The 23,697-nt window shown below is 75.3% G+C and carries 18 protein-coding genes, 1 pseudogene and 2 riboswitches; of the genes and pseudogenes, 6 read left to right on the forward strand and 13 right to left on the reverse strand.

Going from position 1 to position 23,697, the window contains the following annotated elements:
• Positions 1-10: 10 nt before the first annotated feature.
• The gene (locus ABC138_RS01010) at positions 11-748 is read left to right on the forward strand and encodes a cobalt-precorrin-6A reductase (RefSeq protein WP_345912470.1); all 738 of its coding nucleotides are present in this window, start codon (positions 11-13) and stop codon (positions 746-748) included.
• A gap of 82 nt (positions 749-830) precedes the next feature.
• Here ABC138_RS01010 and cbiB read toward each other — a convergent pair.
• From cbiB to ABC138_RS01045, 7 genes and pseudogenes are all read right to left on the reverse strand, one after another.
• Positions 831-1,757, reverse strand: a pseudogene (gene cbiB / locus ABC138_RS01015) (adenosylcobinamide-phosphate synthase CbiB); the annotation flags it as partial.
• Positions 1,670-2,215: a bifunctional adenosylcobinamide kinase/adenosylcobinamide-phosphate guanylyltransferase gene (locus tag ABC138_RS01020; protein WP_345912471.1), complete on the reverse strand. Its 546-nt coding sequence runs from the start codon at positions 2,213-2,215 to the stop codon at positions 1,670-1,672. The gene ABC138_RS01020 and the pseudogene cbiB, both read right to left, overlap by 88 nt.
• A complete protein-coding gene (locus tag ABC138_RS01025; protein ID WP_345912472.1) occupies positions 2,212-2,991 on the reverse strand; it encodes an adenosylcobinamide-GDP ribazoletransferase in 780 nt (259 codons plus the stop codon). The genes ABC138_RS01020 and ABC138_RS01025 overlap by 4 nt, the downstream gene beginning before the upstream one ends.
• The gene (cobA, locus tag ABC138_RS01030) at positions 2,988-3,743 is read right to left on the reverse strand and encodes a uroporphyrinogen-III C-methyltransferase (RefSeq protein ID WP_345912473.1); all 756 of its coding nucleotides are present in this window, start codon (positions 3,741-3,743) and stop codon (positions 2,988-2,990) included. The genes ABC138_RS01025 and cobA overlap by 4 nt, the downstream gene beginning before the upstream one ends.
• Entirely contained in the window at positions 3,740-6,271 is a 2,532-nt protein-coding gene (locus ABC138_RS01035; protein ID WP_345912474.1) for a cobyrinate a,c-diamide synthase, read from the reverse strand. The genes cobA and ABC138_RS01035 overlap by 4 nt, the downstream gene beginning before the upstream one ends.
• Positions 6,268-6,882, reverse strand: a complete 615-nt coding sequence (gene cobO, locus ABC138_RS01040) for a cob(I)yrinic acid a,c-diamide adenosyltransferase (RefSeq protein WP_345912475.1) — start codon at positions 6,880-6,882, stop codon at positions 6,268-6,270. The genes ABC138_RS01035 and cobO overlap by 4 nt, the downstream gene beginning before the upstream one ends.
• Entirely contained in the window at positions 6,882-8,912 is a 2,031-nt protein-coding gene (locus ABC138_RS01045; protein ID WP_345912476.1) for a magnesium chelatase subunit D family protein, read from the reverse strand. The genes cobO and ABC138_RS01045 overlap by 1 nt, the downstream gene beginning before the upstream one ends.
• Positions 8,913-8,966: 54 nt before the next feature.
• A riboswitch (cobalamin riboswitch) is annotated at positions 8,967-9,092 on the reverse strand.
• A gap of 21 nt (positions 9,093-9,113) precedes the next feature.
• On the opposite strand from ABC138_RS01045, the gene cbiE reads away from it, so the two are divergent.
• Complete coding sequence (gene cbiE, locus ABC138_RS01050; RefSeq protein WP_345912477.1) at positions 9,114-10,352, forward strand: precorrin-6y C5,15-methyltransferase (decarboxylating) subunit CbiE; 1,239 nt, start codon at positions 9,114-9,116, stop codon at positions 10,350-10,352.
• Positions 10,349-11,125, forward strand: coding sequence for a precorrin-4 C(11)-methyltransferase (gene cobM / locus ABC138_RS01055; RefSeq protein WP_345912478.1), 777 nt, complete (start codon positions 10,349-10,351; stop codon positions 11,123-11,125). The genes cbiE and cobM overlap by 4 nt, the downstream gene beginning before the upstream one ends.
• On the opposite strand, the gene ABC138_RS01060 is transcribed toward cobM, so the two are convergent.
• Positions 11,104-11,727: a dihydrofolate reductase family protein gene (locus tag ABC138_RS01060; protein WP_345912479.1), complete on the reverse strand. Its 624-nt coding sequence runs from the start codon at positions 11,725-11,727 to the stop codon at positions 11,104-11,106. The two genes, cobM and ABC138_RS01060, sit on opposite strands and share 22 nt — an antisense overlap.
• A gap of 64 nt (positions 11,728-11,791) precedes the next feature.
• Between ABC138_RS01060 and ABC138_RS01065 the strand changes: the two genes are divergently transcribed.
• Positions 11,792-12,349, forward strand: coding sequence for an acyl-CoA thioesterase (locus ABC138_RS01065; protein ID WP_345912480.1), 558 nt, complete (start codon positions 11,792-11,794; stop codon positions 12,347-12,349).
• Between the two features lie 79 nt (positions 12,350-12,428).
• Here ABC138_RS01065 and ABC138_RS01070 read toward each other — a convergent pair whose 3' ends face one another.
• Genes ABC138_RS01070 through ABC138_RS01080 form a run of 3 tightly spaced genes read right to left on the reverse strand, consistent with a single transcriptional unit; the run spans position 12,429 to position 15,750 of the window.
• A complete protein-coding gene (locus ABC138_RS01070; RefSeq protein ID WP_345912481.1) occupies positions 12,429-13,988 on the reverse strand; it encodes a precorrin-2 C(20)-methyltransferase in 1,560 nt (519 codons plus the stop codon).
• On the reverse strand, positions 13,985-14,656 hold the full coding sequence (locus ABC138_RS01075; RefSeq protein ID WP_345912482.1) for a precorrin-8X methylmutase: 672 nt from the start codon (positions 14,654-14,656) through the stop codon (positions 13,985-13,987). Before ABC138_RS01075 ends, ABC138_RS01070 begins: the two co-directional genes overlap by 4 nt.
• The gene (locus ABC138_RS01080; protein WP_345912483.1) at positions 14,653-15,750 is read right to left on the reverse strand and encodes a cobalamin biosynthesis protein CobG; all 1,098 of its coding nucleotides are present in this window, start codon (positions 15,748-15,750) and stop codon (positions 14,653-14,655) included. Before ABC138_RS01080 ends, ABC138_RS01075 begins: the two co-directional genes overlap by 4 nt.
• A 63-nt stretch (positions 15,751-15,813) precedes the next feature.
• Positions 15,814-15,878, forward strand: a riboswitch (cobalamin riboswitch).
• Between the two features lie 87 nt (positions 15,879-15,965).
• On the opposite strand from ABC138_RS01080, the gene cobN reads away from it, so the two are divergent.
• Both cobN and bluB read left to right on the forward strand, forming a co-directional pair.
• Positions 15,966-19,631, forward strand: coding sequence for a cobaltochelatase subunit CobN (gene cobN / locus ABC138_RS01085; protein ID WP_345912484.1), 3,666 nt, complete (start codon positions 15,966-15,968; stop codon positions 19,629-19,631).
• Positions 19,628-21,370, forward strand: a complete 1,743-nt coding sequence (gene bluB / locus ABC138_RS01090; RefSeq protein WP_345912485.1) for a 5,6-dimethylbenzimidazole synthase — start codon at positions 19,628-19,630, stop codon at positions 21,368-21,370. Before cobN ends, bluB begins: the two co-directional genes overlap by 4 nt.
• A gap of 3 nt (positions 21,371-21,373) precedes the next feature.
• Here the strand turns inward: bluB and cobF are convergent, their stop codons facing one another.
• Both cobF and ABC138_RS01100 read right to left on the reverse strand, forming a co-directional pair.
• On the reverse strand, positions 21,374-22,174 hold the full coding sequence (gene cobF, locus ABC138_RS01095) for a precorrin-6A synthase (deacetylating) (RefSeq protein ID WP_345912486.1): 801 nt from the start codon (positions 22,172-22,174) through the stop codon (positions 21,374-21,376).
• Complete coding sequence (locus ABC138_RS01100) at positions 22,171-23,661, reverse strand: cobyric acid synthase (RefSeq protein ID WP_068422290.1); 1,491 nt, start codon at positions 23,659-23,661, stop codon at positions 22,171-22,173. The genes cobF and ABC138_RS01100 overlap by 4 nt, the downstream gene beginning before the upstream one ends.
• Positions 23,662-23,697 lie beyond the last annotated feature (36 nt).

Raw genomic sequence — 23,697 nt, forward strand, 5'->3', positions numbered from 1 at the left:
GGGTGGCCGCATGATGCACGTCCTGATCCTCGGCGGCACCGCCGAGGCCCGTGACCTCGCCGCCCGCCTCGAGACGAGGGGGGTGCCCCTCACGTCCTCGCTCGCCGGTCGCGTCTCCCGGCCGCGCCTGCCGGTCGGACCGGTGCGGGTCGGGGGATTCGGCGGGGCCGAGGGGCTGGCGCGGTGGTTGGCCGAGCACCGGGTGTCGGCCGTCGTCGATGCCACGCATCCCTTCGCGACGACGATGGGCGCCCATGCAGCGCAGGCCTGCTCGTCGCTGGACCTACCGCTGCTGCGCCTCGCGCGGCCCGGCTGGGGTGACCACCCCGATGCCGGGTCGTGGACGTGGGTCGACACGCACCCGGCCGCGCGGGAGGCGGCCGACGAGGTGGGGGGCGTCCCCTTCGTCACGACCGGTCGGCAGACCCTGCACCACCACGTCGACGCCTGGCGGGACCGCCCCGCCGTCGTGCGACTCGTGGAGCCACCGGACGAGCCGCTGCCGCCCGCGTGGACGGTCCTGCGCTCGCGCGGTCCCTACGACCTGGCCGGTGAGGAGTCGCTCATGCGCGAGCACGGGATCACCGTGCTCATGACCAAGGACTCCGGAGGCAGCTACACCGTGGCCAAGCTCGACGCCGCCCGGAGCCTCGGCGTCGCGGTGGTCGTCGTCGCCCGCCCGCCGCGCGCGAAGGGGGTCGAGCAGGTGTCGACGCCCGAGGCGGCCGCGGACTGGATCGCTGCGTGAGGGTCCGTCGAAGCACGGCCTGGCGCACGAGGACGGCCGCGGCCAGCGCGATGACACCGACGCGACGCGCGAGGGCGACGGCGCGGGGCAGGTCGGCGGTCGTCGGGGCGGGTCCGTGGCCCATGACGACGCGGTCCTCCGCCCCGCTGGCGTAGACGGTGCGGCCCCCGAGCCGCACCCCCAGCGCGGCGGCGAAGCCCGCCTCCACCGGCCCGGCGTTGGGGCTCGGGTGCGCCCTCCCGTCGCGGACGGCGGTGCGCACCACCTCACCGGAGCGAAGGGGGAGCGCCGCGGCGGTGGCGAGGACGGTCGCCCGCGCCGGCAGCCAGCCCAGCACGTCGTCGAGTCGTGCGGCGGCCCAGCCGAACCGGGCATAGCGGGGTGTCCGGTGACCGTGCATCGCGTCGAGGGTGTTGGCCGCACGGTGCAGGACGATGCCGAGGGGGCCGAGTGCGGCGCCCCAGACGAGGGTGCCCACGACGGCGTCCGAGGTGTTCTCCGCGACCGACTCGAGCGCGGCGCGGGCGACCTCGTCCTCGGTGAGGTCGTCGGTGATCCGCCCCACGAGGTTGCGCACGCGGGTGCGCGCGCCCGGCAGGTCACCTGACGCGAGCAGCGCGTGGACGGCGAGGCCCTCGCGGCCGAGGCTGGTGCCGCCGAGCGCGGCCCAGGTGAGCGCTGCGGTGGCGCCGGCCCGGGCACGCGGGGGCAGCTGCTGGGCAACGGCCCCGAGCGCGAGGGCGGGGGCGAGGACGACGACCTCGGTCAGGACGCCGGCCGCGCGGGAGTCGCGGTGGGTGCGGGCCTCGACCCAGCCGGCCCAGCTGCCGAGGAGGGCGACCGGGTGGCCCCGACGAGGGTCGCCGAGGGCTGCGTCGGCCACCCAGCCGAGGGCGAGCCCGACGACCACCGGGTCGGTCCTCACACCTGACCCCTGATCGTCAGCACCTGCCCGGCGACGACGAGGTCGACCCGGTCGGCCGAGGCCGCGATCCGCTGGTTGAGCCACCCGAGCCGGTCGGCGAAGATCCGACCGGACCGGTGCTCGGAGACCAGCCCCCACCCGACCTCGTTGGTCACCGCGATGACGAAGGGGGATGCGCGCCAGGCGGACTCGAGGTCAGCGACGCGGTGCTCGAGGGCAGGGACCCAGTCCTCCTCCGGCGCCTCCCAGGCCGCGAGCTCGTCGAGCTGGGCGGTCAGCCACGTCCCGAGGCAGTCGAGGAGCACGGGCCCGCTCGCCGCCCGCAGGGCCGTGGCCGCGTCGGACGCCTCGACGGTGCCCCAGGTCGCCGGTCGGCGGCGCTGGTGGGCCGCGACCCGGGCCCCCCAGTCGGCGTCGTCGCGCCGCGGGCCGGTCGCGAGGTAGGTGACCGTGGCCCCGTCGGGCAGGTGGGGCGGCAGGAGCAGCGACTCCGCGTGCCGGGACTTGCCGGAGCGGACGCCTCCGGTGACGAGGACCCTCACCACGTCACCGACCCGACCACGAGGGATGCGGCCAACGAGATCTCCACGCCCGCCCCCAGGACGTCCCCGTTGACGCCGCCGAGGACCCGTCGCGCCCGGCCGGCCAGCGCCAGGACCGCGAGCGCCCCCACGGCGGTGGCGCTCCCGCCCAGCAGCAGCGCGCCCGGTCCGTCCACGAGCGGCCATGCCGCCGCGAGCACGACGAGCGCGGTGACGACCTGCAGGCCGACGGCGGCGGCCACCGGCACCGTCCCGACGAAGACCCTCCCCAGGCTCGAGCCCTCGGACGGCCGGCTCCCCGCGGCGCACAGCAGCGCGCACGTCGCTCGCGACGCCACGACGAGTGCGGCGACGACGAGCCCGCCGCGCCACCCGGCGGTGAAGAGCTCGGCCATCGCGGCTGCCTGGAGCAGGAGCGCGAGGACGAGGGCGACGGCACCCATGGGGCCGAGGTCCCCCCTTCGCATGACCTCGAGCGCCCGCTCACGGTCCCAGCCGGCACCCAGCCCGTCGACCGTGTCGGCCAGACCGTCGAGGTGCATGGCCCTGGTGCCGTACGCGAGGAGGGCGAGGGCGAGGCCGGCCGCGACCCACGGGGGGACGCCGGCCTCGACGCTCCACCCGAGGAGCCCGACCCCGACGGCGAGCGGGAGCACGGCCAGCGGGGCGAGGAGCAGGGCCGCCCGGGCGACCGCGCGCTCGGTCGAGACCTCGCCGCTCGGGATGCGGGTGAAGGTCCCGAGCGCGAGCCGGTACCCCTCGCCGAGGGCGCTCACGAGACCCCGTGCAATGCCTCGACGACCTGGCCGATGACCGTGATGGCCGGGGGAGCGAAGCCGCCTGCGTCCGCCTCGGTCGCGATCTGCGACAACGGCGCCCGCACGACCCGCTGCTGCGGGCTGGCCCCGTCCGCGACGCAGGCGGCCGGGGTGTCGGCGGGCAGCCCGGCGGCCATGAGCGCCTCGGCGATCGAGCCGAGGGTGGCGACCCCCATGAGCACGACGATGGTCAGCCGGGACGTGGCGAGCGCGGCCCAGTCGACCTCGCTGCGCGGGTCCTCCGGGGAGACGTGCCCGGAGACCACCGCGACGCCCTGCGACAGGCCGCGGTGGGTCACCGGGATCCCGGCGAGCGCCGGGACGGAGAAGGCGGAGGAGACGCCCGGCACGATCTCGACGGGGATCCCGGCGTCGGTGCAGGCATTCCACTCCTCACCTCCACGTCCGAAGAGGTAGCCGTCCCCGCCCTTGAGCCGCACGACGGTCCGGCCGGCGCGGGCGTGCTCCAGGATCAGCTCGTTGATGCGCTCCTGCGGGGTGAACGGGCCGCGCGGGATCTTGCCGACGTGGACGACCTCGGCCTGCGGGGCGTGCTCGGCGATCGCCGCGAGAGGCGCGAGCCGGTCGGTGACGACGACGTCCGCGGCAGCGAGCGCGTCGCACCCGGCGACCGTGAGCAGACCGGGGTCGCCGGGGCCCCCGCCGACGAGGATGACCCGCCCGGCGGGGGTGGTGGTGGCGTCGGTCATGCGGTCCTCCGGTGCTGCAGGGTGTGGCCGAGCTCGCGCAGGAGCCCGTCGATGGTGTGCGGGTCACGGACGGCGATCCGCACCCAGGTGGGGTCGAGCCCCGGGAAAGTATCGCCCCGGCGCACGGCCCAGCCGGCACCGCGCAGCGTCTCGTGGACGCCGTCACCCACCTGCGCGAGGACGAAGGGGGCCGCCTCGCCCCCCGTCGGGACGTCCAGGTCCCGCAGCCCCGCGAGCAGGTGGGCGCGCCAGCGACCGGTCTCCTCGACGGCCCGCGCGGCCTCGCCGAGCGCCGGCGGCGTGACCGTCTCGGTCATGACCCGCAACGCGAGCGACCCGACGGACCAGTGCGGCTGGTGCGTGGCGAGGGCCGCGACGAGGTCCCGGTCACCGGCGACGTACCCGGCCCGCAGGCCCGCCACCGCCCACGTCTTGGTGAGCGACCGGACGACGACGATGCCGCTGAGATCACCGGGCAGCAGCGACTCGGCCTCGTCGGGGACGGCATCCATGAAGGCTTCGTCGACGAGGAGCACCCGGCCCGGCCGGACCAGGGTGCGCAGGGTCCGCGCGGGGTGGAGGGCCCCGGTCGGGTTGGTCGGGTTGCCGATGACGACGAGGTCGGCGTCGCCGACCTGCTCGACGGCTGCCGGGGTGAGGGCGAAGCCGTCCTGCTGCCGCAGCAGCACGTGGCGCACGCCGTGCCCGGCCGCTCGCAGTGCCGCCTCCGGCTCGGTGAACTGCGGGTGCACGACCACCGCGTCACGGGGTCGCAGGGCGCGAGCGACCAGGGTGAAGGCCTCCGCCCCGCCGCTCGTCGGCAGCACCTGCTCCCGCGCCAGCCCGTGCCGCGCAGCCACCGCGTCGCGGGCCCGGGTCGGGTCCGGGTAGGCCGCGACGTGGGTCAGCTCGTCGGCGAGGGCGCGCGCCAGCCACGCGGGGGGATGCCCCGTCCGCACGTTGACGGCCAGGTCGATGAGGTCCTCGCCGACCTCGGCGTCCCCGTGGTGGCGCAGGGGGTCTACAGCCTCGACCGACGCTCCCTGAGGTGCGAGCCCGCTCTGCGGGCGAGCCTCGAAGGGCAGCCCCGGCCGGGCACCCTGCCAGCCCGCTGCGGCGTCGACGAAGGACGCTGCGACCTGGGGCGAGCCGGCCCAGTGGGTGTGGAGGTAGGAGGCGACGAGGGTGGCGCGGCCGGTGCGTCCGGGGTCGAGGGCGAATCCTTCGGGGCGGTCGTCCAGCAGCCACGCGGCGTCGGGTCCGGCAGCGGGGGTGGTGACGGTCCGGTGGAACTCGTGGCCGGTCACGCGGGTGCCCGCGGGGCCGAGGACCGAGTCGACCCGGGACGTCGCCTCGCGGTACCCCAGGGTCAGGCGCCGGCCCATCGCGGCGGTCGCCGGCACGGCCCCGACCATCGGGTGCGCGTCGAGGGTCTCGGCGAGGTAGAGCAGGCCCGCACACTCGGCCACGGTCGGCATGCCGGCGTCGATCGCGGCCCGCACCTGTTGCACGAGGACGCGGTTGGTCGCCAGCGCACGGGCGTGCACCTCGGGGAAGCCACCGCCGAGGTAGAGCGCCGAGGTCCCTCTCGGCAGGGCGGTGTCGCGTGCGGGGTCGAGCTCGACGACGCGGGCGCCGGCAGCCTCGAGCAGCTCGACCGTCTCGGGGTAGCGGAAGGTGAAGGCCCGGCCCCCGGCCACGGCGACGACGGGCCGCTGGCTCGCTCCCTGCGAGAGGCCCCCGCCCACCGCTCCCTGAGGAGCTTGCGCAGCAAGCGTCTCGAAGGGCGCGAGCGCCGCAACCGGGTCCCACGGCTCGGCACCGAGGTCGGGCGCGGTGCGGGCGGCGGCGAGCAGGGCGTCGAGGTCGAGGTGCTCCTCGGCCACGGTGGCGATGTGGTCGAGGGTCGCGGCGGCCTCGCCGCGCTCGGCGGCGGGGACGAGCCCCAGGTGGCGGGAGGGGACGTGCATGGCGGCGTCGCGGGGCAGCACACCCCAGACGGGGACGCCGACGCCCTGGACGGCGCGGCGGGCCTCGTCGCCGTGGCGCGGCGTGCCCGCCTTGTTGAGCACGACCCCGACGACGTCGAGCCCGGGGTCGATGGTCGCCAGTCCGTGGACGGTCGCGGCGACGGTGCGCGAGGTCGAGCTGATGTCGACGACGAGGACGACGGGGGTGCGCGTGAGCGTCGCGACGTGGGCGCTCGAGGCGAAGCCGTCGGCGCCCAGCCGCCCGTCCATGAGCCCCATGACGCCCTCGAGCACGGCGACGTCGGCCGGCGTCGGGTGGGTGGCTCCGCGGGCGAGGAGGGGGGCGACCCTCCCTTCGCCGACGAGCCAGGGGTCGAGGGTGCGGCTCGGACGCCCGGTCGCGAGGGCGTGGTACCCGGGGTCGATGTAGTCCGGCCCGACCTTGGCCGGCGCGACGACCAGGCCGCGCCGGGCGAGGGCGGCCATGATCCCCACGGCGATCGTCGTCTTGCCGTGGCCCGACGCCGGCGCCGCGACGAGCACCCGGGGCAGGGTCACCACTCGATGCCCTTCTGGCCCTTCTGGCCGGCGTCGAAGGGATGCTTGATCTTCGTCATCTCGGTCGCGACGTCGGCGATCTCGAGCAGGCGCGGGTGCGGGTCACGCCCGGTGATGACGACGTGCTGGTACCCGGGGCGGCCCACCAGGGTGTCGATGACGTCGTCGAGCTCGACCCAGCCCCACTTCATGACGTAGGTGAACTCGTCGAGGACGTAGACGGTGTGGGACTCGGCGGCCAGGCGACGCTTGATCTCGGCCCAGCCCTCACGGGCGTCGGCGGCGTGGTCCTCCTCGCTGCCCGCCCGGCGTGACCACGACCAGCCGGAGCCCATCTTGTGCCACTCGACCGGGCCCCCTTCGCCCGTCTCCTCGTGGACGCGGCCGAGGGTCCTGTAGACCTCTTCCTCGCCGATGCGCCACTTGGCGGACTTGACGAACTGGAAGACGCCGATGGACCAGCCCTGGTTCCAGCCGCGCAGCGCGAGCCCGAAGGCGGCGGTCGACTTGCCCTTGCCCGTGCCGCCGTGGACGACGACGAGCGGGCGGTTGCGGCGCTGGCGCGTCGTCAGTCCGTCCTGCGGGGTGACGGGGGTCTGTCCCTGGGCCATCAGGCAGCGCTCCTACGGGGTCCGGTGCGGTCGGTGACGATCTCGACGAGACCGCTCGCGGCGACCTGCTCGAGGGGGACGTGCTCGGCGCCCATGCGGCGGGCGAGGTCGCCGGCCAGCCCCATGCGAAACCGGCCGGACTCGCAGTCGACGACGACGGTCTCCGCCGTCCCCGCCCACGCGTCCGCGATGCGCTGCGCGCGGACGAGCGCGTCGGGCCCGGCGGTGGCCCGCCCGTCGGTGACGAGGACGACGAGCGCACGCTGGTGGCGGTCGCGGATCCGTTCTCTCGCAACGACCTTGGCGACCTCGGTCAGGCCCTCGGCGAGCGGCGTGCGGCCACCGTGCGGCATCTCGGCGAGGCGGGCGGCGGCTGCTTCCACGGAGGAGGTGGGCGGCAGGGCCAGCTCGGCGCAGCCCCCCCGGAAGGTCACCAGTCCCACCCGGTCGCGCCGCTGGTAGGCGTCGAGGAGCAGCGAGAGCACGGCGGTCTTGACCTCGGTCATCCGCTTGCGTGCGGCCATCGAGCCGGAGGCGTCGACGGCGAGCAGCACGAGGTTGGCCTCGCGCCCCCGGGTCACGGCGTGGCGCAGGTCGTCTCCGGTCACCCGGGCGGGTCCACGGGCGCTCGCCCGCCGGGCCGCGGAGGCACGAAGGGTGGCGGTCAGGTGGATCGCCGCTCCCGCCGGTTCCTGCCCGGCCGGGTGGGTACCGACGGTGCGGCCGCGCGGCGTGAGCGCGGGGGAGCGGCGGCCGGTCGGGCCGGAGCCGACCCCGGTGAGCTCGAGCCGGCGGGCCCGGTAGGGCGCGGCGGCGGCCGCGGTGCCCGTCGGGCTGGGGGTGGATCCTGCCGCCGGCTCGGTGGGGGTGTCGTCGCCCTTCGCCGCTGACTCGTCCGGTGAATCATGTGCCGCGTCGGGGGCCGGCGGGCGGTGTGATCCATCTGGCGAGTCAGGGCCGGAGTCGGCTGGCCCCCCCTGCGGGGAGTCATCGGGCCCGTCCCCGCCGCCCGGGGGCTCGGGTTCGGGTTCCTCGTCGAGGAGGCGGTCGAGCAGGTCCTCGTCGAGGCCCGGCGCGTCGAAGGGGGCACGACGGCGGCGGTGGGGCAGGGAGAGCAGCGCTGCGGCGCGGATGTCCTCGCGGGTCACGTGGTCGCGGCCCTGCCAGGCCGCGTGGGCGAGGGCGGTGCGCGCGGTGACGATGTCGGCGCGCATGCCGTCGACGTCGAACCCCGCGCAGACGCGGGCGATGGTGCGCAGCGTGCGTTCCTCGAGCCGGATGCCGCGGACGGCGGCGCGGGCCGCGGCGAGCCGGGCGGTGAGCTCGACCTCGGAGCCGGCGTACCGGGCGGCGAAGGCCACCGGGTCGAGGTCGGCCTCGAGGCGACGCCGCACGACCTCGGCGCGCACGTGCGGGTCGCGGCTGGCGGCGACGTGCACGGTCAGGCCGAAGCGGTCGAGCAGCTGGGGACGCAGCTCACCCTCCTCGGGGTTCATGGTGCCGACGAGGGTGATGCGCGCCGGGTGCGAGATCGAGACGCCGTCGCGCTCGACCGTGTTGCGTCCCATGGCCGCTGCGTCGAGGAGCACGTCGACGAGGTGGTCGTGGAGGAGGTTGACCTCGTCGACGTAGAGGATCCCCCGGTGGGCCTCGGCGAGCAGACCGGGCTGGTAGGCGGCCTCGCCGTCCCCGAGGGCACGGCGCAGGTCGAGGGAGCCGACGACGCGGTCCTCGGTGGCGCCGACGGGCAGCTCGACGAGACGTGCCGGCCGGGTGGTCGCGGTGCCCTCGTGGGGACCGTCGGGGCAGTCCTCGGACCGGTCCGGGTCGCAGCCGAAGCGGCACTCCCGCGCGACGTGCTGCTCGGGCAGGACCGCGGCGAGGGCGCGCACGGCGGTCGACTTGGCGGTGCCCTTCTCGCCGCGCACGAGCACGCCGCCGATCTCGGGGGAGATGGCACTCAGCAGCAGCGCGGTCGTCAGCTCGTCGGAGCCGACGAGGGCCGTGAAGGGAAAGGTCGGAGCAGTCACTCGTGCCTCCTGGCGAGTGTCCACGCTCGCCGTACGACGGACGTCGGGAGCGGGTCGCCCCGACGGACGGCCGACCGATGCCCTGGCTGGCCCGTGCAGGGCATCACAGTGGCGGGACCGCTCCGGATTCTCACCGGATTCCTCGGTGCAGCGTCGGGCGCCAGCATGCCACAAGGGCGCGGGGGCCTAGGGTGGGCGTCCGTGATCGACGTCGTGGGCCTCGGGGACGACGGCTGGGCCGGCCTGGACGAAGGGCGGCGCAGCCGCATCCGCCGATCCACCACCCTCGTGGGCGGCCGGCGCCACCTCGACCTCGTCGGTGCGCACGTCGCCGACGACGTGCGGCTCGTGCCGTGGCCGAGCCCCCTGCGTCCGGCCCTGCGTGAGTTCCTCGACGGCCTCCTCGCCGCCTCCGACGACGTCGTCGTCCTCGCGAGCGGAGACCCGCTCCGCTCGGGCATCGCGAGCACCCTCATCGAGGTGCTCGGCGAGGACGCCGTGAGCATCCAGCCCCACGTCGGCAGCGACGCCCTCGCCCGGGCCCGGCAGGGCTGGTCGGCCGAGGAGAGTGTCGTCGTGACGACCGTCGGGCGCGACCTGCGCGTCGTGCTGCCGCACCTGGCGCCCGGTGCCCGTCTCGTGGTGCTGTGCTCGACCGGTGCGGACCCGGCACGCCTCGGGGTGCTCCTGACCGAGCACGGCTGGGGCGCCAGCACGCTCACCGCTCGGTGGCACCTGGGCGGCCCGCTGGAAGGCGCCCGCTCGGGGCGGGCGGACGACTTCACCGGGACGACGCCCGACCTCGTCCTGTGCTGCCTCGAGACGCGGGCGAGCGACCCGGCCGCAGCCGCCGCCACCGCCGGACCGGTGCCCGGACGTCCCGAGGACTTCATCGACCACGACGGCCAGCTCACCAAGCGCGACGTCCGGGCGTCGGGGCTCGCGCGGCTGCGCCCGACGGTCGGCGCCCACCTGTGGGACCTCGGCGCGGGCAACGGCTCGGTCGCCCTCGAGTGGTGCCTCGCCGCCGACCGCGCCACCGCGACCTGCGTCGAGCGGGACGCCACGCGGGCCGCACGCATCACCGCCAACGCCGAGACGCTCGGCCTCGCCAGCCGCGTCGCGGTGCTCGTCGGCGACACGACGACCACCGACCTGACCTCTCTCCCTCCCGCTGACGCGGTCTTCGTCGGCGGGGGGCTCGACCCGGACCTGCTCGACCGGGCATGGGCCACCCTTCGTCCCGGTGGTCGGCTGGTCGCGCACGCGGTGACGCTCGAGGGGGAGTCGGCCCTCCTGGCCACCCACGCCCGCACCGGTGGGGAGCTGACCCGCCTGGCCGTCGAGCGCGCCGTCCCGCTCGGCCGCTACCTGTCGTGGACGCCCGCCCGCGCCGTCGTCCAGCTCGCCGCCACCCGACCCACCGAGGACCCGACATGACCGTCCACTTCATCGGCGCCGGCCCCGGGGCCGCGGACCTGCTCACCGTCCGCGCCACGCGCCTGCTCGCGGCGAGCCCGGTGTGCCTCTACGCCGGGACCTACCTCGACGCCGCCGTCCTCGAGCACTGCCCGCCCGGCGCGCGCCTGGTCGACACCCAGCAGCTCGACCTCGACGGCATCACGAGCGAGCTGGTCGCCGCCCACGAGCGGGGTCAGGACGTCGCCCGGCTGTGCTCGGGCGACCCCTCCGTCTACTCCGCGATCGCCGAGCAGACCCGGCGGCTCGACGCGGCCGGCATCCCCTGGGACATCACGCCCGGAGTCCCCGCCTACGCGGCGACCGCCGCGCGCCTCGGCCGCGAGCTCACCGTGCCCGAGGTCGCCCAGTCCGTGGTCCTCACCCGCGCGCAGCGCGACTCGACCGCGATGCCGAGTGGCGAGTCGCTCGAGGCCTTCGCCGCGACGGGCGCGACGCTCGTGCTGCACCTCGCGGTCCGCCGTGCCCGCGAGCTCGCCGCCCGCCTCGCCGGGCACTACGGCGCCGACTGCCCCGTCGCCGTCGCCTACCGCGTCGAGCAGCCGGAGGAGATCGTCCTGCGCGGTACGCTCGCCGACATCGCCGACCAGGTCGAGGCCCACGACCTGCGGCAGGCCGCGATCATCGTCGTCGGCTGGGCGCTGCGCGCCGAGGACTTCGTCGAGTCGCACCTCTACTCGTGCCGTCGCGTGGCCGCCCTCGACGGCCACCGTCAGGGCCCGCCCTCGGCGTAGACCGCCGCCGCGCCGTCCACGTCCCCGACGCGTCGAGGCTCTGGACCGACGACGTCGAAGAGCATCGCGGTGAACTGGCCGTCGCGCCTGACCTCGAGCCGCTGCAGGCGCAACCGGCGCGGGAGGAGCGGCGCGCCGGCCCCGAGCGTCACGGGCGTCTGGTGGACCCAGACGCGGTCGAGCAGCCCGGCGTCGGCGAACTGGCCCGCGAGGTCACCGCCCCCGACGATCCACACGTCCCGGCCGGCGGCCGCCTGCGTCGCGGTCGCGTGCAGCTCCCGGACGTCGCCGGCGAAGGAGGTCACCCCCTTCGGCAGGTCGAGGGCGCGGTGGGTGACGACCCACGAGGGCTGCTCGTAGGGCCAGACGAGGTCGGACCCGTCGTGCGTCAGCTCCCGGTGCAGCCACGCGTACGTGTTGGCCCCGCAGACCACCGCCCCGACCGTCGGCAGGAACCGGTCGAAGTCGAGGGCGTCGTCGTCGCCGTACCGTCCCTGCGGATCCCGGTCGTGGCCAGCCGTCGCGAAGAGCCACGACAGGCTCTCCTCGTCGTCGGCGAGGTAGCCGTCCAGGCTCGTCGCGGTGCAGTAGGTCGTGGCCATCCTCACAGGGTGGCACCCCGTACTGACACCCGTCGAGACCCCGGGCGCGGGAGAGGATGTCCCGGTGAACCGCTCCCTGCGCGTCATCTGGACCGCCGCCACCGCCCGTCGTCGAGGTCCGGTCACCGCCGGTGAGCACGCCGTCCTGCCGCTGCGGGTCCTGCCCAACGACATCGACTTCGCCGGGCACATGAACAACGGCGTCTACTTCACGATCGCCGACCTCGGTCGCATCGACCTCGCCGCCCGCTCCGGCTGGGGACGCGCCCAGCTGCGCCACCGCCTCTGGCCGGTCGTCATGCAGGAGACGATGACCTTCCGCACCTCGCTGCAGCCGCTCCAGGCGTACGAGCTGCACAGCGCGGTCGCCGGCTGGGACCGGGTGAGCGTGTACTTCGAGCAGCGCTTCGTCGTCGACGGCCAGGTGTGCGCGCAGGCGCTGGTGCGGATGCGGTTCCTCCAGCGCGGCCGCGGCGTCGACACCGACCGCCTGTGGCAGCTGCTGCGGACCACCCCGCCGACCGCGTCCGTCCCGGAGTGGGCGAAGGGGTGGGGAGACGGAGCCCGGCTCCCGTCGCCCCGGGCGGACGCGCCGGCAGGACCGCCACCGTTCTGGTCCTGACGTCGATCCGCGCACCTGTGTCACGAAACTTCGTCACACGGGTGCGCTGAAGGACGACAGGCGCCGCCGGGTCGCCGCGTCAGCCGACCGAGCGGGGCGTCCAGACCCAGCCGTCGTCGGTGACCCGTGTGCTCGACGCGCCGATGACGACGAGGCACCCCATGTCGACGGAGGCGACGTCGAGGTCGCCCAGGGTGGTGACCGTCACGGACTCCTGCTCGCGCCCCACCCGGCGGGCCACGACGACGACGCGCCCGGGGCCGACAGCGCCGACGAGCAGGTCGCGGGCGGCGCCGAGGGTGTCGGGCCGCGAGGCGGAGCGCGGGTTGTACAGCGCGATGGTGATGTCGTGCGTCGCCAGGGCGGTGAGCCGGTCGGCGAGCACCTCCCACGGCTTGAGGTTGTCGCTGAGGTTGACCAGCGCATGGTCGCCGCCGAGGACCGCGCCGACGAGGGCGCTGGCCGCGTGCGCGGCGGTCACGCCGGGCACGATGCGCACCGGCACGTCCGCGTACGAGCGGTCCTGCGCCACGGCGCTCTCGCGTGACTCGAAGAGTGCCGTCGCCATCCCGAAGACGCCCGCGTCCCCGCCGGAGACGATCGCGACGTCGTCGCCACCGCGCGCGAGGTCGAGGGCGAGCCGGCCCCGGTCCAGCTCGACGGTGTTGCCGGACGCGTGCCGGGTGAGGCCCTCGCGCTGGGGCACGCGGGCGACGTACGGGGCGTAGCCGACGACGTGGTCCACGCTCGCCAGGACCTGCGACGCCTCCGGCGTGAGCCATCGGTCCGGGCCCGGTCCGAGGCCGACGACGTGGACGGTGCCCTGACCCGGTGCGTCGCTCCCTTCGTCCACCTCGTCCCCGGCCGTGATCCGTGCGAAGTCCGCCGCCCGCCCCGCGGCGTCGTCGCGCACGTCCGCCCCGGGCACGACGACGATGGACATGTAGGGGACGCGACCCTCCTCGACCTCGGCGGCGGGCAGGACGACCTCGCCCGCGCCGGAGGCGCGCTCGACGTAGACGGCCCGGTCGAGGACCCCGGCCTGGCGCAGCGCCTCGCGGACGCCGGCGAAGGTGCGGCCGAGCTTCATGATGACGGCCGCGTCGGTGTCGGCCAGCCGGCGGGCGAGCTCGGGCACGCCGAGCGTGCCGGGCAGGACCGTGAGGGTGTCCTCGTGGCGGCACAGCCCCGTGGCGACGGCGGCGGTCGCGGCGGACATCGAGGTGATGCCGGGGACGACCTCGGTGGGGTAGCGGGGGCTCAGCCGGTCGTGGACGTACATGAAGGACCCGAAGAAGAGCGGGTCGCCCACTGCCAGCACGACGACGGTGCGGCCCCGCGAGAGGTGGGCCTCGAGCCGCTCGCAGCACTCGTCGTAGAAGTCGGCGAGCGCCCCGTAGTAGCCACCCGGGTGGTCTGTCGTCCCCGTCGTCACGGGGTAGCGCAGGTCGATCTCGACGACGCCGTCGGGGATGAGGTCGGCCGCGATGCCACGGGCCATCGACTGCTTGCCGACGCCCGAGTGGTAGGCGATGACGTCCGCCTCACGGATGAGCCGGGCGGCCTTGAGGGTGATGAGCTCTGGGTCGCCGGGGCCGACGCCGACGCCGTAGAAGTGCCCGGGGCCGGTGTCGCTCATGCCAGCTCGTCCGGGTCGGCGAGGGCGTTGAGCGCGGCGGCGGCCATCGCGGAGCCGCCGCGGCGGCCGTGGACGACGAGCCAGGGGACCGGGCCACCGGGCAGGTCGTGCTCGGCCAGGGCGACCTTGGACTCCGCCGAGCCGACGAACCCGACGGGCATCCCGACGATCGCCGCCGGGCGCGGCGCGCCCTCGTGGAGCATCTCGAGCAGGTGGAAGAGCGCGGTCGGCGCGTTGCCGATCGCGACGACGGAGCCCCCGAGCCGGTCGGCCCACAGGGAGACCGCCGCGGCGGCTCGCGTGGTGCCCCACGCGGCGGCGAGACCCGGGACGCGCTCGTCGCGCAGGGTGCAGACGACCTCGTTGTCCGCGGGCAGGCGCCGGCGGGTGACCCCGGACGCGAGCATGTTGCTGTCGGTGAGGACCGGGGCGCCGGCGACGAGGGCGTCGCGGGCGGCGGTGGCCACCTCCGGGTGGCCGGCGATCGCGCTCGTGATCGCCACGTCACCGGCGGCGTGGATGATCCGCACCGCGGCACCGCGCAACCGCTCGGGCAGACCGGACAGGTCGGCCTCGTCGCGGATCATGCCGAACGAGCGGCGGTAGATCTCCTGGCCGTCGGTCACGTAGTCGTACCGGCGGGGCGGCTGGCGAAGGGAGGAGGTCATGCGTCCTTCTCGTCTCGTGGGTGGTGTTGTGCCGCAACGATGTCCGCGGCGGAGGTGGGGTCGAGCGAGGTCGCGTGCCCGCCTGCGGGATGGCCGCAGGCCCGCTCGCACCCGATGACGTGGACGGGTGGTCCGGTGGGGTCGAGCAGGGGTGCCGCGGCCCGGGCGAGGTCGCGGGTGGGTGTCGTGGTCCGGGCGCAGGCGGGTGCGCCCGCGCACGCGGTGAGGACGGTCCAGGGGGAGCCGGGACCGGTGACGAAGCCGGCGGCCTCGAGCGCGTCGGCCCGGGTGGCCCCGCCGGTGACGACGAGCGAGCGCCATGGAGTGATCCGCAGCGCCCCGGCGAGGGCACGGACCATCGCCGGCGTCAGCAGCCCCAGCGGGACGAGCGCCACCAGGTCCTCGCCGACAGGTCCCGGCGCGGGTGGGGCGGCCGACTCGACGACGAAGGGAGCGCCGCCGGGCAGCAGCCCGGCGCGGGTGCCGGCGGGCAGGTCGCGGATGTTCCACGTCCCGGCGTCCCCACGCGCGGCGAGGAAGCGTCCTGCGACGTCCAGCGCAACCCGGGCCGCCTCGTCGCGGGCGACCACCACGGACCGGCCGCCGGCGACGACCCGGGCAGGTCCGCCCTCGTCCACGACGGCCACGTCCCAGGGCTCACCGAGGACGGGCCCGCGGGGCCCCGCGACGGCCAGGAGGAACCGCCCCGGCAGGCCCGCCAGCACGGGGTCGGCGAGCAGGCCGGCGTCGAGCGCGCCCACGAGGTCGTCCAGACCCGCGTGCGGGTCGGCGACGATGTTGCGCGCCGTGTCGTGCTCGCCCGAGGGGACGAGCCCGAGGTCGCCGACCGCGGCGACCAGCTCGCGGGGGAGCGGGTCGGGCAGCCCTCGCAGCTGGAGGCTCCCACGTGTGGTCAGCGTGATGTCCGGTTTGCCGAAACGTGCTGCGAGAGAAGAGATCTCGGCCAGCACCGTGGCGTCCACGCGTCCGCCCGGCAGCCGCAGCCGCACCATCGCCCCGTCCGCCGAGACGAAGGGGGTGAGCAGCCCCGGGCAGCGGTCGGCGCCGTTGCGGGAGGGCGAGGGGGTGGTCACGGCCGTGCAGCCTACGCGGACCCACCGGACCCGCAGGTAGAGTGCGAGCCAGCCAGATCGAGCGGAACCCGGTGCGAGTCCGGGACGGTCCCGCCACTGTGAGCGAATCCCCTTCGCGAGTCAGACACGCCCGATCGGCCGGCCCGGACGCCACCGTGCGGGTCCCTCCCTTCGACCGCGGGGCGCGGAACCCCGCCTGAGGAGCTGCACGACCCGTGCCACAGATCGCCCTGCTGTCCACGTCCGACACCGACCTGCTGAGCGCCCGGGCCGCGGCCCGGGACCATGGCATCGACATCGTCGTGGCCAACCCCGCACGTCCGGCCCACACCGACATGGGCGAGCTCTTCGCGTCCGCCGACGTCGTCGTGGCCCGCATCCTCGGTACCCCGGACGACCTGTGCAGCGGGTTTCGCCGCCTCGCCGACCGGGGCGCGCGGCTCGTCGTCGTCGGTGGCACCCAGGAGCCGGACGCCGCGCTCATGGAGATGTCGACCGTGCCCGCGGGCGTGGTCGCCGAGACCCACCGCTACCTCGCCGAGGGCGGCCCGGCCAACATCGCCCAGCTGCACGCCTTCCTCGGGGACACGCTCCTGCTGACCGGTGAGGGCTTCGAGGCACCGCAGCCGTTGCCGCAGTGGGGGGTCCTCGAGCGCGAGGAGCCGGCGCCGCTGGCCGACGGCCGCACCCGGCCGCGCGTCGGGGTCCTCATCTACCGGGCCCAGTACGCGGCCGGCAACACCGACTACGCGCACGCGCTCGCCGACGCGATAGACGCGGCCGGCGGCCAGGGGGTCGTCATCCACTCCGCCTCGCTGCGCGACGCGCCGAGCGGCCTCCTCGAGCACCTCGGCACCCTAGACGCGCTGGTCACGACCGTGCTCGCGGCGGGGGGCACCAAGCCCGCCACCGCCTCCGCCGGCGAGGATGACGAGGCCTGGGACGTCGAGGCGCTCGCCGCGCTCGACATCCCGATCCTCCAGGGCCTGTGCCTCACCTGGGGCCGGGCCGAGTGGCAGGAGTCCGACGACGGCATGAGCCCGCTCGACGTCGCGACCCAGGTCGCCGTGCCCGAGTTCGACGGGCGCCTGATCACGGTGGCCTTCTCCTTCAAGGAGTTCGACGACGAGGGCCTGCCGCACTACGTCGCCGACCCCGAGCGGGCCGCCCGGGTGGCCGGGATCGCGGTCAACCACGCCCGCCTGCGCTCCACCCCGGCGGCAGAGCGCAGGATCGCCGTCGTCCTCTCGGCCTACCCGACGAAGCACTCCCGCCTGGGCAACGCCGTCGGCCTCGACACCCCGGTCTCGACGATCCGCCTGCTCCGCGCGATGCGCGACGCGGGCTACGACCTCGGGCCGGGTTTCGTCGGGATGGACCCGCTCCCACCGGTCGGGGGCGAGGCACCCGACACGACCTGCGGCAATGCCCTCATCCACGAGCTCATCGCCGCCGGCGGGCAGGACGAGGAGTGGCTCACCCAGCAGCAGGTCGAGGGCGCGCAGGTGCGCATCCCCGCCGACCGCTACCGCGAGTGGTTCGACCGCTTCCCGGCCGACCTGCGCGAGGCGATGACCGAGCACTGGGGCGAGGCACCGGGGGAGGTCTTCGTCGACACGTCCACCGACGCGCAGGGCGAGATCGTCACCGCCGCCCTCGTGCGCGGCAACGTCGCGCTGCTCGTCCAGCCGCCGCGCGGCTTCGGGGAGAACCCGATCGCGATCTACCACGACCCCGACCTGCCGCCGACCCACCACTACCTCGCGACCTACCGGTGGATCGAGGAGGAGTTCGGCGCGCACGCCGTCGTCCACGTCGGCAAGCACGGCAACCTCGAGTGGCTCTCCGGCAAGAACCTCGCGATGTCCGCGTCGTGCGGCACCGACGCGGCCCTCGGCGACCTGCCGCTCGTCTACCCCTTCCTCGTCAACGACCCCGGCGAGGGCACGCAGGCCAAGCGCCGCGCCCACGCGACGATCGTCGACCACCTCGTCCCGCCGATGGCCCGCGCCGAGTCCTACGGCGACATCGCCCGGCTCGAGCAGCTGCTCGACGAGTACGGCAACGTCTCGGTCATGGACCCGGCCAAGGCGCCGGCCCTGCGCGGGGAGATCTGGCAGCTCATCCACGCCGCGCAGATGCACGTCGACCTCGGTCTCGAGGACGTCGACCTCGACGACGCAGATGGCTTCGACGACCTCGTCATGCACGTCGACGGGTGGCTCTGCGAGATCAAGGACGTGCAGATCCGCGACGGCCTGCACGTGCTCGGCCAGGCACCGCAGGGGGAGGAGCTGGTCAACCTCGTGCTCGCCGTCCTGCGTGCCGCCCAGGTCTTCTCCGGGCAGGTCGGGTCGGTCCCCGGCCTGCGCGCCGCGCTCGGCCTCGTCGAGGACGCCTCCTCGACCGAGACCGACGAGGTCGAAGGGAGGGCCCGTCGCCTCGTCGAGGCGCTCGCCGCCCGTGACTGGCAGGCCTGCGCCGCAACGGATCTGGTCGCCGAGCTCGAGCCGGGCCTGTCGGCGGAGGCGGCTGCCGAGGTGGCCGCGGTGCTCGAGTTCGCCGCGACCCAGGTCGTGCCGCGCCTCGCCGCGACCGAGCGCGAGCTGCCGATGGTCCTGCACGCCCTCGACGGCGGGTACGTGCCCGCGGGACCGAGCGGGTCCCCCCTTCGTGGCCTGGTCAACGTGCTGCCGACCGGGCGCAACTTCTACTCGGTCGACCCCAAGGCGATCCCGTCGCGGCTGGCCTACCAGACCGGCACCGCGATGGCCGACTCCCTGCTCGAGCGCTACCGCGAGGAGACCGGTGAGCTGCCGACCTCCGTCGGGCTGTCGATGTGGGGCACCTCCGCGATGCGCACCTCCGGCGACGACATCGGCGAGGTGCTCGCCCTGCTCGGCGTCACGCCGGTGTGGGACGAGCAGTCGCGCCGCGTGGTCGGCCTCGAGCCGATACCGCTCGCCGAGCTCGGCCGCCCGCGGATCGACGTCACCGTGCGCATCTCGGGATTCTTCCGCGACGCGTTCCCGCACGTCATCGCGCTCATCGACGACGCGGTCGCCCTCGTCGCCGGCCTGGACGAGCGCGAGGAGGACAACCACGTCCGCGCCCACGCGAGCGCCGACCTCGCCGACCACGGTGACGAGCGCCGTTCCCGCACGAGGATCTTCGGCTCCAAGCCCGGGTCCTACGGCGCGGGCATCCTGCAGGTCGTGGAGTCCGGCAGCTGGCGCAGCGACGACGACCTCGCGCAGGTCTACACGGCCTGGGGCGGCTACGCCTACGGCCGCGACCTCGACGGCCGGCCCGCTGCGGAGGACATGGAGCGCACCTACCGCCGCATCCAGGTCGCCGCGAAGAACGTCGACAACCGCGAGTCCGACATCCTCGACTCCGACGACTACTTCCAGTACCACGGCGGCATGGTCGCGACCGTGCGCGCGCTCACCGGGAGCGAGCCGAAGGCCTACGTCGGCGACTCGACCTCACCCGACGCGGTGCGCACCCGGACGCTGCAGGAGGAGACCAACCGCGTCTTCCGCTCGCGCGTGGTCAACCCCAGGTGGATCTCGGCGATGCAGCGCCACGGGTACAAGGGCGCCTTCGAGCTGGCGGCCACGGTCGACTACCTCTTCGGCTTCGACGCGACCGCCGGCGTCGTCCACGACTGGATGTACGACCGCATCGCTCAGGACTACGTCCTCGACGAGACCAACCAGGAGTTCATGCGCCGGGCCAACCCCTGGGCCCTGCGCGGCATCGTCGAGAAGCTCGCCGAGGCCGCCGACCGCGGCCTGTGGGAGGAGCCGGACCCGCAGGTCGTGGCCGCGATGCAGCAGGTCTACCTCGACGTCGAGGGCGACATGGAGGACGAGTGAGCGACGCAGGGGAGTCCCCCCGCTACGCCCGGCCCGTCCCGACCATCGGCGACGCCAGCAGTGCCGCGCAGCGGCGTGAGGACCCCGCCGGGTGGGCGATGGGCGAGACCGTGACGCAGGCCCTGGCCGCGGTCGTCGCCGGGAGGCGCGACATCCGCCGGTTCCGGCCCGACGCCGTGCCGGAGCACCTCGTCACCGCGGTGCTCGAGGCCGGCCACCGCGCGCCGAGCGTCGGCCACTCCCAGCCCTGGCGGTTCCTCGTCGTCACCGACCCCACGACCCGCGACCGCGCCGCGGCGCTGGCTGACCGGGCGCGGGTCGAGCAGGCCGCGCACCTGGCCTCGGAGCGCGCAGCGCGCATGCTCGACCTCAAGCTGGAGGGCCTGCGCGAGGCGCCCGTCGGCGTCGTCGTCGCGTGCGACCGGCGCACTCCCGCGGTGGGGGTGCTCGGGCGCGCGACCTTCCCCGACGCCGACCTGTGGTCCTGCGCCGCGGCGATCGAGAACATGTGGCTCACCGCCCGCGCCCACGGGCTCGGGATGGGCTGGGTAACACTCTTCGACCCGGACGAGCTCGCCGGCCTGCTCGGCCTGCCCGAGGACGTCGTCACGCTCGGGTGGCTGTGCCTCGGCTGGCCCGACGAGCGGCCTCCGTCGCCGGGTCTCGAGCGCGCCGCGTGGTCGCGGAAGGCACCTCTCGAGGAGGTCGTCCTGCGCGACCGCTGGCCTGCTGACGAGTCGGCCCCGCAGCAGCCGGTCTCGCACCTGCGCGGACCCGAGCCGGAGCGCCTCGTCGGGGCCACCGACGCGGCCGACGAGCTGCTCTCGCCCCCGGACTCGCTCGGTGTCCTCGACCGCACGCTCAACCGGGTGCTGGCCGTCGGCGCCCAGGACATCACCGGTGGCACGCTGGTGCTCGCCGGCGCGGACCACCCCGTGACCGAGCTCGGGGTCAGTGCCTTCCCGGGCTCGACGACCGCGGACGTGCTGTCCGCCACGGTGGCCGGGACGTCTCTGGGCGCGGCCACGGCCAAGGGCGCCGGTCTGGCCGTCATCGCCGTGGACGCCGGTGTGGCGCAGCCTGTCCCGGACGCGCGCGCCGCGCGTGCGAGGGGGGAGCGGGGCGACCTGGCGACCACCGACGCGATGTCTCCGGCCGACGTCGAGGCCCTGGTGGCTGCCGGTCACGGCATCGGTCGTGAGGCCTCGCGCGGGGGTCTCGTCTGCCTCGGCGAGGTCGGCGTCGGCAACACGACCGTCGCCGCCGCCCTGGCCTGCGCCCTCCTCGACCTCGAGCCCCAGGACGCGGTCGGCCTCGGCTCGGGGTCCGACGCGGACATGGTCGCGCGCAAGCGCGAGGTCGTCGCGGCGGCACTCGCCCGGACGAAGGGGGAGTCGGACCCCCTTCGCCTCCTCGCGGCCGTGGGTGGTCCGGAGATCGCGTTGCTCACGGGGGTCGTGCTCGGGGCCGCGGCCGCGGGTGCGCCGGTCGTCCTCGACGGACTCGCGGGGTCCCTGCCGGGCCTCGTCGCGAGTCGCATCGAGCCGGCGGTGCAGGCCTACCTCCTCGCCGGCCAGGTCTCCCGCGAGCGGGCCCACGCGCTCGTGCTGCGCGAGCTCGGCCTCGAGCCGCTGCTCGACCTGCGCCTGCGTGCCGGCGAGGGTGTCGGCGCCTGCCTCGCGGCGTCGATGGTCCTGCAGGGCCTGGCCGTCCGCCGCGCCGCGGCCCGCACCCGGTGACCCTCAGGCGGGCGTCAGCGCATAGACGTCCATGACCCAGCCGTGCTCCGCGCGCAGCCGCGCGCGCAGCTGGACGATCTCGTCGATGACATCGGCCAGGCGACCGGACCGCAGCGCCTGCTGGGGCATGCCGACGTAGGCGCCCCAGTGGATGACGGTGTCCGGGTGCGTGGCCGCGAGCTCGCGGCAGTGCAGGTGCCCGTCGAGCATGACGACGACGGTCCCGAGCTCCAGCCCCGCGTCGTCGGCACGTGCCCACTCCTCGACGAGCCGCCGGCCGGTCGTGACGTGGACCGGCTCGCCGACGCGGTGCAGCACGATCCCGTGCGCAGCGGCCAGGGTCTGGAAGGCCGAGATCCCCGGCAGCACCCGGACCGTCGTCGGGATCCGCTCGCCGATCGCGTCGACGACGCGGATCGTGCTGTCGTAGAACGCGGGGTCTCCCCACACGAGGAAGCCCACGACCGCGTCCTCCGGCAGCCCCTCGATGATCCGCACGTACGCGTCGGTCCGCGCGGCGTGCCAGTCGCGCACCCCTCGCGCGTACTCGGCGGGGTCGCGCTCGGCGTCGGGTCCGCGCTGCGGGTCGGGCACCGTGACGAGCTCGTAGGCGTGGTCGGCCGGGATGAAGCGCTCGCAGATCGCGCGCCGCACCGCGACCAGCTCGTCCTTGGCGCCACCCTTGTCGGCGACGAGGAAGACGTCGACCTCGCCCAGCGCGGCGGCGGCCTCGGCGGTCACGTGCTCGGGGGACCCGGCGCCGATGCCGATGACGTGGATGCGACGGGCAGCGCTGGGGCTCAACGGGAGTCCTTCGTCAGGGCGAGCAGGGCGTCGATGTCGACGTGGGTCTCGAGGGCGTCGGCGAGGGTGTCGATCATCCGCTCCCGCCGTGAGGCGAAGGGGGTCCCGCCCGCCTCCGCGGACCAGGCCGCGCCGCTCGCCCCCGCGACGTCGGCCAGGAGGGCGCGCCGGAAGCCGTCGCCCTCGAGCGTCCCGTGCCAGATCGACCCACGCACCGAGCCCACCGCGTGGCCGCCGGGGAAGTCCTCGCCGCCGGTCGGCTCGACGACGCCGTGGTGGATCTCGTACCCCTCCACCGGCACGCCCCGCCACGACCCGCTCGGTCTCGCGAGCACCTTGTCGTGGTGGAAGACGACGCGTCCGGGGAGCAGTCCGAGGCCGGGGACCGTTGGAGGAGAGGGGGATTCGCTCCCTTCGTCGTCGTCGTCGCCGCCGGACTCGACGTCGTCGACGACCTCGTCGAGCAGCATCTGGTACCCGCCGCAGATCCCAAGGACCGGTGCACCGCGGCGCGCGCGGTCCACCACGACCTCGGCCAAGCCGGACCGGCGCAACCACGCGAGGTCGGACACCGTGGCCCGAGAGCCCGGCAGCACGACGAGGTCGGCCTCTCGCACGTGGTCCGCGTCCACCGTGACGCGCACGTCGACACCAGGCTCGGCGGCCAGCGCGTCGACGTCGGTGCCGTTGGACGTCCGCGGCAGTCGGACGACGGCCACGGACAGGCGGCGGTCGGCCGGGACGTCGTCCTCGGCCTCACCCCAGGCGCCCATCGACAGCGAGTCCTCGGAGTCGAGCCACACGTCGGTGAGCCACGGCAGCACCCCGAGGGAGGGCAGCCCGGTGCGACGGGTGACCTCGTCGAGCCCCGGCTCGAGGACCGACGCGTCGCCGCGGAACTTGTTGATCAGGTAGGCGCGCAGCAACGGCCGGTCCTCGTCCGCGACGAGCGCCCACGTCCCGTACAGCGCCGCGAGCACGCCGCCACGGTCGATGTCGCCGACGAGCACGGTGGGCAGCGAGAACCGTTGGGCCAGACCGAGGTTGACGTAGTCGCCCGCACGCAGGTTGACCTCGGCCGGGGAGCCCGCGCCCTCGCAGACGATGACGTCGTGCGCCGCGGCCAGCTCCTCGTACGCGGCGAACGCGGCGTCTGCCAGGTGCCCCCGCCCGGTGGCGTACTCACCCGCCCGCAGCTCGCCCGCCGGCCGCCCCCGCACGACGACGTGGGCGCGCCGGTCGCTGCCCGGCTTGAGCAGCACCGGGTTCATCGCCGACGTCGCCTCGACCCCGGCGGCCTGCGCCTGCAGGTACTGGGCACGGCCGATCTCGGACCCGTCGCGGCAGACCATCGAGTGGTTGGACATGTTCTGCGCCTTGTACGGGGCGACGGACACGCCCCGCCGGGCGAGGACGCGGCACAAGCCCGTCACGACGAGGGACTTGCCCGCGTCGGAGGAGGTACCGGTGATGAGGAGTCCGCTCACGAGCCGCCACTCTACGGAGCACCGATAGCGTGGCCT

This window comes from Janibacter sp. LM, from assembly GCF_039631275.1.
Lineage (GTDB): Bacteria > Actinomycetota > Actinomycetes > Actinomycetales > Dermatophilaceae > Janibacter > Janibacter terrae.